Genomic DNA, 7,383 nt, shown 5'->3' on the forward strand with positions numbered 1-7,383 from the left:
TCGGGAGGATCCCAGCGCCGGTCCATTACTGGGCGTAGCTGCATCACAGAAAGCCTCTGGGCCAAGGATCTGGGCGACGGGACTGCGCGCCTGGACAACACCCCGTGGTGCGGTTCGTGCGCGGAACCCGGGTTCGGCTGCGTCAGGTTTGCGGGTGACTCGCGTCCCAGCTTGGCCGGCCAGACCGCATGGTTCCGATGTGGTGGGAACGGTCGGTCAGGTGCGCGATGTCGGTGTAGGGATTGGCATCGAGCAACAGCGCGTCGGCAGGGGCGCCGACCGTGATCATTGCGGGGTTCGTTGCCTCTTGGCCGGTTTTCTCGGCTGAATGCCGGGTGCCGGCAGCCAGGACTGCGGGCAGCGGCAGGCCTGCTTTTGCCAGCAGATACAGCTCTCGCAGCAGGGCGGCGGGGGGCGTGGGCATCAGTATGGCAACGTCGCTGCCCGCGGTGATCTTCACTCCCGCGTCGTGCATCAGTGCCAGCGTGTGCATTGCGTAGTCGAAACGGATGTGGGAGTCCTGGGGGGAGTGCCGGGGGAACTCGCGTCCGTAGATCGGGCGGCTGGTGATCTGCGGGATGTCGTTGAGGGTGGCGTGACCGTCATCGACCAACCGCTGCAGATAGGCGGCATCGCCATTGTGCGCGATCTGCTCCCAGGTGACCAGGGTGGGGCAGTAATAGGTGTTGGTCTCCGACAGGAGTGCGGCGATGTCGCGAGCCTCCGCGGTACTGCCGGGGTTCTGCGGTTGGAAAGCGTGCTCGATGCCGTCCGCGCCGGATGCCACCGCCTCCTCCAGATCGATGCGTTCGTGGACATGCACGAGCACTTTCTTGCCCTTCTCGTGCGCGGCCGCGACGATGGCTTTGAGCGCGTCGAGGGGCAGCTTGTCCGGAGCGCCGGGCTCGCCGTCGTAGATGCACTTGATGAAGTCGACCTGATCGGCCAGCTCCAGTGCCTGACGATGGGCGACGTCGGCGTTATCGGTCTGGTAGGCGATGGGTGCGCGCGCCGGATCGTCCAGGACCGGCCAGCCCTGGATGCCGGTGAATACCGGACCGGCGAAGAACAGTCCGGCCGCGGCATCGGTGGCCTTGGCGCGATACTCGCGGGCGGCCAGCTCAAGCTCCAGGGGACCGCCGAGGTCGACGACGCTGGTCACTCCGGCGCTCAGGAAGTCGGTGAGCAGCTGGGAAATGTACTTCGCCCGCTCGTTCTCGGGCTTGGAGTAGGCGAATCCGCCCAGATGAGTGTGACTCTCCCACAGGCCCGGCACCAGGTAGCCGCCTCGCGCGTCGAGCACGGACGTGCCATCGGCCGCCGCCGGCGCGTCGGCGGCCGACCGGATGGCGCTGAACCGTCCGTCGGTTACCACCACTTCGGCGTCGGCGATCGGGGTGGACCCCTGTCCGTCGATGGCAGTCACGTTGCGAATGATCACGAATATCTCCTCTTTTGGCGGCCGCTGACGGCCGCTGAAGCGGGACTGCATAGGATCCTATGTATCGGACCATATGGCCACGCATCCAGTCAGTCAATAGGAGCCTATATAGTTGGCGGGTGAAGCACTCAGAATTCGGTTCCGCCCCCGCCGCGTTGATCAACATCGCCTCGCGTTCGCTGTCCCGGATCAACGACCGGCGACTGCGTCCGCTGGGGCTGACGTTCGCGCAGATGCCCGTGCTTGCGGCGCTCAGCAAGACCGACGCGCTCTCCCAGAAGGAACTGGCGGTACTGGCCCGGATCGAGCAGCCGTCCATGGCTCAACTCCTCGCCCGAATGGAGCGCGACGGTCTCGTTCGGCGCACCCCCGACCCGCATGATCGACGAGTCAGCCTGATCTCGCTGAGCGAGACAGGACTGGCAAAGCTCACACGGGTGCAGTCGGCACTGTTCGAGACCAACGATCAGGCCTTGCGGGGCTTCAGCGCAGAAGAAGTCGATCTCCTGGTGGCCCTGTTGAGAAGGCTGGTCACCAATCTTGAGGAGGATCAGGCCTGACAGTGCGTCGGTCGCGGCAGTGACCGGTCCCCGCATCACCGAAGATCGCGTGCACGACCGCCGCGTGCTGATCGGACGGCAGGCCAGGCCGACGAGGTGCGGCGTCGACCGTACCCACAACAGCGCCCATTGCGGTGTTACGAGGCGGTCCGTCGGCCGACGGCGACCAGAAGTCGGACCGTATGGACCCCGAGCGGCCGCACGGGCGACGGCCAGTGCGGGCTGCGCACGGCCGACGGCAGCGTAGAGGTGCGGCGCCGTTCCAACTGATGGCCGCTATGGCTGTTCAGTATGCCGAGGCCGAGGCCGACGCGGGCGTGGCTTCGCCAACGGCGATGCTCGACGGCTCCGTCCGCACGGTGTGCACCGCCTCGAAGGTGGCAGGGTTCCGTGATGCCGACGTCCAATCCGAACAGCGCCTTGCATGTGGGCTTGTACGGGCCGTTCAAGGGGCTGTTGGACACGAATCCGGCGCTCGGGCACCGGAGGGGTCTTCAGTTGGAGCCCGGCATGGCTGATCGGCCGGGCCGTTTCCGGCTCGGCGATGGATCAGTGGGGGCGCGGACTCGCTCACGCCGCAGCACCGCAGTCGGTGATGACGGCTGTGGATGTGCTGTTGGGGTCGCGGACCGAGCAGCAGGTATTGATCACCGCGCAGTCGACGTCGGGTGCTTTGAGCGCCTGCGCTCCCATGTCGCCGTCGGGCCCCGGCCCGTGAGAGCGCATCGCAGGGAGCCTTCGGCGGCGTCGGCCTCGTGTCGCAGCCTGTGCCACCCCTTCACTGTCCCAGGGGTCTCCTTGTACCTGTGCAGAACGCCTGTTTCCGACGCACCGCGGTCCGTCGATGCCGGGGCCCTGTGACACTGATCGCGGCCATCCGTCCAGGACGTCGCGAGATACAGGCGGCGGTCGAGCAACGTCTTGCCCCGGTCGGTGACAAAGTCAGCCGTCGGCGAGGAGCTGGATCACCGTGCTCAGCCAGGCTTCGAGTTCAGCGGGGTTGCCGAGCTCGGACCGCAGCACGCGACGGCGGGTCGAGACACCGAGCACGAAGGCGTCGATCGCGGCGGCGCGGCGGCGGGCCTCCGCCTCGTCGAGGCCGCTCTCGCGCAGGTAACGGTGCAACGGCTCCAGCGAGTTCGTGTCGAGGAAGGCAGCGAGGGCTTCCGCCGCCTCCGGTCGTTCGCCCGACGCGCGTTGCAGCACCAGCAGCGGGTCCTCCTCCCGGTCGCCGGACCATCGCCGGACGATGCTCGCCGCGAGCCTCGCACCCAGCTCGGACCGGTCGCCGCCGAAGGAGTCCTCTACCGGGATCTCCACCTGGGTCGCGGCGACGAACAGGCCTTCCTTACCACCGAAATAGCGCGTGATGAGGTTGGGTGACACCCCGGCCGCGTCGGCCACGCCCTTGACCGTGATCGCCGTGTAGCCGTGACGGGCGAACTGGCGCCGGGCCTGCTCAAGGATCCGCTGACGGGTGGCGGCGGCGTTACGCGAAGTCATGTGTACGACGATACACATCATGTGTATCGTCGTACACATGATGGACGAACTGCGGGACCGACTGCGGCGCACCCGGCGGGTCGCGACTCCCTGGGGCGCCGACGAAACGCGCGGAATCACCGGCGCCCGGCTCGACGAGCTGCTCGCGCACTGGGCCGGCGACTACGATTGGGACGGGCACGAGCGCCGCATCCATGGGCTCCCCTGGGTCACGATGGGCACCGACCTGCGGGTGATCCACCAGCGGTCGGTAAATCCCGGTGCCCCGGTCGTCGTGCTCCTGCACGGCTGGCCGGATTCGGTGCTGCGGTTCGAACGTGTCCTGCCGCTGCTCACGGACGTGCACGTGGTGGTCCCGGCGCTGCCGGGCTTCCCGTTCGCAGCCCCGCTCTCCGCGTCCGGGATGTCGGCCGGCCGGATCGCGGAGATGGTCGCGGCCGGTCTGGCCGAACTCGGCTACTCGCGCTACACGCTGTCGGGCGGTGATGTGGGTGGCACGGTCGCGGAAGTCCTCGCGGGCCGGCACCCGGACCGGGTGGCGGCCCTGCACCTCACGAACGTCGCCCCACAGCGGGCGCTGACGGCAGACCCGACGACGCTCGCCCCCGACGCCGTTGCGTATCTGAGCCGGGCGGCACAGTGGTTCCGGAGCGAGGGCGGTTACATCGCCGAGCAGTCCACGCGGCCGAACACCCTCGCCGTGGCTCTCGGCGACTCACCGGCCGGCCTTGCGGCGTGGCTCGGTGAGAAACTGGAGTCCTGGTCGGGTGCACCGGCGTTCACCCTGGACGAGTTGCTGACCTGGATCACTGCGTACTGGGTCACGGGCACGATCGGCACCTCGTTCGCGACATACACCGAACCGGTCACCCTCCCGGACCGGATCGAGACGCCGACGGTGCTGTCGATTTTTTCGGACGACATCAAGCCGGAGCCACGAAGCTACGCGGAAGCGTTCTTGAACGTGCGCGAGTACGTGGAACACCCGGCCGGGGGCCACTTCGCGGCATGGAAACAGCCGGAAGCCTACGCCCGCGACCTCCTCCGCGCGGTCGAACTGGGCCGCTAGGTCGTGTTACGGGAACTCGCCTCCCGGGGCGCACACCTCATCCTTGTCGCCCGTTAGGCCGACGCACTCCACGCCCTGGCCGGGCAGATCCGGAAGGCGTATTCCCTCCGCGTCGATGTGATCGCCGCGGACCTGTCGGACCGGCGGTCCCCGCAGGCGGTGGTCGTGGCCATCGAGGAACTCGGCCTGGACGTGGGCCTCCTGGTCAACAAGGCCGGGATGGGGTCGGTGGGGCTCCTTTTTCGGCCGCCCCCTCGACCCCACCCTTCAGTCCGTCGATGTGAACGTCACCGCGCTGATCGGCCTGGTACACCTTCTGGGCGCCGGCATGGTCGAACGTGGCCGCGGGGGCATCGTCAACGTCGCCTCGACGCCGCCTTCCAGCCCATGACATACCAGGCCAGTTACGCCGCCACCAAAGCAATCGTGCTCTCGTTCACCGAAGCGCACGCCGAGGAGGTCCGAGGTACTGGCGTGCGCGTGATGGCGGCCCACCCGGGAGCCCTCGACACCGGATTCTTCGACGGAACGACCGCGTCCATGGACCCGAAGACCACGGACACCCCCGCCGATGTAGCCGCCAGCACACTCGACGACTGCGCACGCGGCCGGTCCATCTCCTTCCCCGGACGCGCTTCCAACCGCGCCGGAACCTGGGCGTCACGCCTGCTTCCCCGGACCACGATCGCGCGCATCACGGGCAACCTCAACCGCAAGGCCGGATTCGATGCCGTGCGCGACCTCGGCCCCGCCACCCCATGACGCCACAGCCTGCGGCGCGAATACGAAGCCACCGCTCAGCGGACCAAGGGAGCCACTGCCCAACACCCGTTCAGACGCGATGCGCGCCTGCGCGGCAGCGCCTCGGCCTCCATCTGGGCGCACCTCACCGACGGCGACACCCTTCGGTGCTGTCGCACCTGATCGTTCCCGCCGGCACACAGGGCGCCGGCCGACCGCTTACATGCGGCGGTGTCGGCCGGATCGAGTTCCTGGCTCGTGACGCCATCGAGTTCCCCGTTCGTGACGCCGGTGCTGGGGTGGGGGGCGTTGGCGGGCTTCACTTCGGGTGGCGCTTCAGGCAGTCAATATGCCGTGCAGAGCCGCTTGTTGATCGGGCATCTCTCCCTCGCAGGCTCCGTGTATCGACGGAAACTTGAGGCTGTCCTCAACTTGCAGCTGAACTTGATGGTAGGTTCAAGTTATCTGGTGCGACCGTCTCCCCGCCTCGCGGCGGGAGGGTGCGCACGCCCTCTGCCCTTTTCGGAGTTGCATCATGGCGACACTGCTGCACATCGACTCGTCCGCGTTTGCGGGCCAGGCGTCCACTTCTCGGGCTGTCACCGAGGCCTACCGTCGTACGTGGCTGGAAGCGCACCCGGGTGGCGAGGTGATCTACCGGGACCTGGCCGCCGAGCCGGTCCCGCACATCACTGCGGACGCCCACACGGCCGGGTTGCTCGATCCGGCGGAGCACACCGAGGAGCAGGCTCGGGCTTTCGCCGAACGCCTGACCCTGATAGCGGAGCTGGAGGCGGCCGACGCGGTGGTCATCGGCGCGCCGATGTACAACTTCTCGGTGCCCTCCAGCCTCAAGGCGTGGCTGGACCAGGTGATCCTGATGGGCCGCACCGCAGGTTCGCCGGAGTCGAGGGTCAAGGGCACGCCGGTGACGGTCGTGACCAGCCGCGGCGGCTCGTATGCCCCCGGCACGCCCCGGGCACCGCACGAGCACGTGCTGAACTACCTGGAGTCGGTGCTGTCGGTGATCTTCGAGATGGAGGCGACGTTCATCGTCGCGGACCTGACGCTGGCCGCGCACATCCCGGCCCTGGAGCACCTGGTCCCGCTCGGCGAGCGGTCGCTGGCCGAGGCGTTCGAGGCAGCAGAGAAGGCGGCTCGCGCCGCGTAGTCGCGCGCGACAACGGTGTCGGTCCCGCCTCGGCGGGGTCGGCACCGTCGTCGTTCCCGGCTGTGTTCAGCGGGGCAGCGGGCGACTTCCGGTGCGCGCGCGCAGGCCCTCGAAGAGCAGGGCGAGGACGCGGCGGCGGCCGGCGTCGTCGCCGGCCCGCACGAGGTCACCGTTGACCTGGAAGAAGCGAGTGATGTCGCCCATCTGGGCGTCCGCGCGCAGGGCCCCTTCGGCGCGGGCGGCGGCGGCCAGATCGGTGGCGAAGGCCAGGGACCTGTCGCAGACGGCCTTGAGGGCCGGGGCGTTGGGGTAGCGGCGGGAGAACGCGTCGTTGAACGCCGGGTCGTCGGCCTGTGCCTGGCAGATGGCCTCGACGTAGGCCATCAGCCTGTCCCAGGCGCTGCCCGCCGTGCCGTCCGCGATGGCCATCGCCGCGCGCACCTGCCGGTCGGCGAGTTCGTTGACGACCTGGTCCAGCAGCGCGTCACGGCTCCCGAAGCGGTTGTAGATCGTGCCGACGCTCACCCCCGCCAGCTTCGCGATCGTCTCCAGCGGCGTGTCGAGCCCGTGCTCGGTGAAGGCGTCAGCGGCGGCCTTGCGCAGCTTCTCGACGTTGCGGCGGGCGTCGGCGCGCAGCGGCGGCCGCTGGGGTGCCTCGGGCACGGTGCTCGCACCTTTCTGAGTCGAGGTATCCATCATGTTGTGGGCACGTTGGGGACAGTGAAGTTGAGACTACCTTCAGCTTGCGGCCACCGCCCCACTACCGTGCCTGGCCTGCACGGCCCACACCAGGAAGAGCGCCCCCTAGGGCTTGTCCGGCCGATCATGTGACTACTCCGCGTCGAGGTCGTTGATGTGGGCATGGGGCGGGATGGTCTGAGCGATGCCGAGTGGGAAC

8 protein-coding genes are annotated in these 7,383 nt (G+C 68.4%); 4 read left to right on the plus strand and 4 right to left on the minus strand.

Features of this window, described 5'->3' with window-relative positions; all coding sequences use genetic code 11:
- Positions 1-142: 142 nt before the first annotated feature.
- Positions 143-1,441, minus strand: a complete 1,299-nt coding sequence (locus ACGFW5_RS26150; protein ID WP_393836714.1) for an amidohydrolase family protein — start codon at positions 1,439-1,441, stop codon at positions 143-145.
- Between the two features lie 119 nt (positions 1,442-1,560).
- On the opposite strand from ACGFW5_RS26150, the gene ACGFW5_RS26155 reads away from it, so the two are divergent.
- Complete coding sequence (locus ACGFW5_RS26155) at positions 1,561-2,001, plus strand: MarR family winged helix-turn-helix transcriptional regulator (RefSeq protein WP_393836715.1); 441 nt, start codon at positions 1,561-1,563, stop codon at positions 1,999-2,001.
- A gap of 570 nt (positions 2,002-2,571) precedes the next feature.
- On the opposite strand, the gene ACGFW5_RS26160 is transcribed toward ACGFW5_RS26155, so the two are convergent.
- Entirely contained in the window at positions 2,572-2,727 is a 156-nt protein-coding gene (locus ACGFW5_RS26160; protein ID WP_393836716.1) for a hypothetical protein, read from the minus strand.
- Positions 2,728-2,943: 216 nt separating this feature from the next.
- Positions 2,944-3,504, minus strand: coding sequence for a TetR/AcrR family transcriptional regulator (locus ACGFW5_RS26165; RefSeq protein WP_393836717.1), 561 nt, complete (start codon positions 3,502-3,504; stop codon positions 2,944-2,946).
- A gap of 19 nt (positions 3,505-3,523) precedes the next feature.
- On the opposite strand from ACGFW5_RS26165, the gene ACGFW5_RS26170 reads away from it, so the two are divergent.
- The 3 genes from ACGFW5_RS26170 to ACGFW5_RS26180 all read left to right on the plus strand — a co-directional run bounded on the left by ACGFW5_RS26170 (position 3,524) and on the right by ACGFW5_RS26180 (position 6,485).
- Positions 3,524-4,573, plus strand: a complete 1,050-nt coding sequence (locus ACGFW5_RS26170; RefSeq protein WP_393836718.1) for an epoxide hydrolase family protein — start codon at positions 3,524-3,526, stop codon at positions 4,571-4,573.
- Positions 4,574-4,792: 219 nt separating this feature from the next.
- Positions 4,793-5,335 carry an SDR family NAD(P)-dependent oxidoreductase gene (locus ACGFW5_RS26175; RefSeq protein WP_393836725.1) on the plus strand — a complete coding sequence of 181 codons (543 nt, stop codon included), beginning with the start codon at positions 4,793-4,795 and terminating at the stop codon, positions 5,333-5,335.
- A 514-nt stretch (positions 5,336-5,849) separates the two neighbouring features.
- The gene (locus ACGFW5_RS26180) at positions 5,850-6,485 is read left to right on the plus strand and encodes an FMN-dependent NADH-azoreductase (protein ID WP_393836719.1); all 636 of its coding nucleotides are present in this window, start codon (positions 5,850-5,852) and stop codon (positions 6,483-6,485) included.
- Between the two features lie 66 nt (positions 6,486-6,551).
- Here ACGFW5_RS26180 and ACGFW5_RS26185 read toward each other — a convergent pair whose 3' ends face one another.
- A complete protein-coding gene (locus ACGFW5_RS26185) occupies positions 6,552-7,148 on the minus strand; it encodes a TetR/AcrR family transcriptional regulator (RefSeq protein ID WP_393836720.1) in 597 nt (198 codons plus the stop codon).
- Between the last annotated feature and the right edge of the window lie 235 nt (positions 7,149-7,383).

The sequence above is a fragment of the Streptomyces sp. NPDC048416 genome, assembly GCF_043200435.1.
Classification (GTDB): Bacteria; Actinomycetota; Actinomycetes; order Streptomycetales; family Streptomycetaceae; genus Streptomyces.

Coding starts and splice junctions, on each gene's coding strand:
- ACGFW5_RS26160 (WP_393836716.1), bottom strand. CDS start 2,727: ATGCGCTCTCACGGGCCGGGGCCCGACGGCGACATGGGAGCGCAGGCG.
- ACGFW5_RS26165 (WP_393836717.1), bottom strand. CDS start 3,504: ATGACTTCGCGTAACGCCGCCGCCACCCGTCAGCGGATCCTTGAGCAG.
- ACGFW5_RS26170 (WP_393836718.1), top strand. CDS start 3,524: ATGTGTATCGTCGTACACATGATGGACGAACTGCGGGACCGACTGCGG.
- ACGFW5_RS26175 (WP_393836725.1), top strand. CDS start 4,793: ATGGGGTCGGTGGGGCTCCTTTTTCGGCCGCCCCCTCGACCCCACCCT.
- ACGFW5_RS26180 (WP_393836719.1), top strand. CDS start 5,850: ATGGCGACACTGCTGCACATCGACTCGTCCGCGTTTGCGGGCCAGGCG.